The organism is Microbacterium sp. B19 (genome assembly GCF_000333395.1).
In the GTDB taxonomy this organism is placed as follows: domain Bacteria; phylum Actinomycetota; class Actinomycetes; order Actinomycetales; family Microbacteriaceae; genus Microbacterium.
This window is the reverse complement of record NZ_BADA01000069.1, coordinates 1-1,554: the sequence shown is the minus strand read 5'-3', so window position 1 is coordinate 1,554 and position 1,554 is coordinate 1. Positions and strand designations below refer to the sequence as shown.

Annotated in this window: 1 protein-coding gene; it reads left to right on the top strand. The window is 68.2% G+C overall.

Features of this window, described 5'->3' with window-relative positions:
* Nucleotides 1–1,554 (top strand): ATP-binding cassette domain-containing protein (locus I5G_RS02520; RefSeq protein WP_022877650.1); only part of this gene is annotated, 1,554 nt, incomplete at both ends.

Below are 1,554 nucleotides of genomic sequence, written 5' to 3'. Positions count from 1 at the left end.
CCGCGACTTCACCCCCGAGCAGCGGCAGATCTTCCTCTACGGCGAGCAGCAGAAGGTGAAGATCGCCAGCTCGAACATGACCTACGAGGGGCTCGTCCCCAAGATCACGAAGAGCATGCTGCAGAAGGATCGCGACGGTCTGCAGCCGCACATCCGCGCCTTCGTCGATCGGGCGGTGACCTTCGTGCCGTGCCCGGCGTGCGAGGGCACGCGGCTCAACGAGGGCGCGCGCTCGTCCCGCATCGGCGGGGTCAACATCGCGGATGCCGCGGCCATGCAGATCACCGATCTCGCCGCCTGGGTGCGCACGATCGACGACCCGTCGGTGGCGCCGGTCGTCGATGGCCTCCGTGACACGCTCGACGCGTTCGTCCACATCGGCCTCGGTTACCTGTCGCTCGACCGCGCGAGCGGAACGCTCTCCGGCGGCGAGGCACAGCGCACCAAGATGATCCGTCACCTCGGCTCGAGCCTGACCGACATCACGTACGTCTTCGACGAGCCGACGGCGGGCCTGCACCCGCACGACATCCAGCGGATGAACGACACCCTGCGCCAGCTGCGCGACAAGGGCAACACGGTGCTCGTCGTCGAGCACAAGCCCGAGGTCATCGAGATCGCCGATCACGTGGTCGACCTCGGCCCTCGCGCCGGTCGCGACGGGGGGACGATCCAGTACGAGGGCGACGTCGCCGGACTGCGCGGTTCCGACACTCTGACCGGTCGCTTCCTCGATCACCGCGCCCAGCTGAAGGCCGCGGTGCGCCCGCGGACCGGGGCGATCCCGATCCGTGGAGCGTCGCAGCACAACCTGAAGGACGTCGACGTCGATGTGCCTCTCGGTGTGCTCACGGTGGTCACGGGCGTCGCCGGATCGGGCAAGTCGTCGCTGATCCACGGCAACCTTCCCGCGCACGACGACGTCGTGGTCGTCGATCAGACCCCGATCAAGGGCTCCCGGCGCAGCAGCCCGGCGACCTACACCGGCATCCTGGATGCCGTCCGCTCGGCCTTCGCGAAGGCGAACGGCGTCAAGCCCGCGCTGTTCAGCGCCAACTCCGAGGGTGCCTGCGTCGCGTGCAACGGGCTGGGCGTGATCGTCACGCAACTGGGCTTCCAGTCGACGGTCGAAACCGTCTGCGAACTGTGCGGCGGAACCGGGTTCGCGGACGAGGTGCTCGAGTACACGCTCGACGGGAAGAACATCGCCGAGGTCCTGCAGATGTCGGTGGCCGAGGCATCCACGTTCCTCACCCGGGGCCCCGCGGCGACGGTGCTGGGGCGCCTCGTCGACGTCGGGCTGGGGTACATCACGCTCGGTCAGTCGCTCAACACCCTGTCGGGCGGCGAGCGGCAGAGGTTGAAGCTCGCGATCTCGATGGCGAAGAAGGGGGCGGTGTACGTGCTCGACGAACCGACGACGGGTCTGCACCTCGCCGACGTCGACACGCTGCTCGCCCTCCTCGATTCCCTGGTGGATGCCGGCAACACCGTCGTCGTGATCGAGCACCACCAGGCTGTCATGGCGCACGCCGACTGGATCATCGACATCGG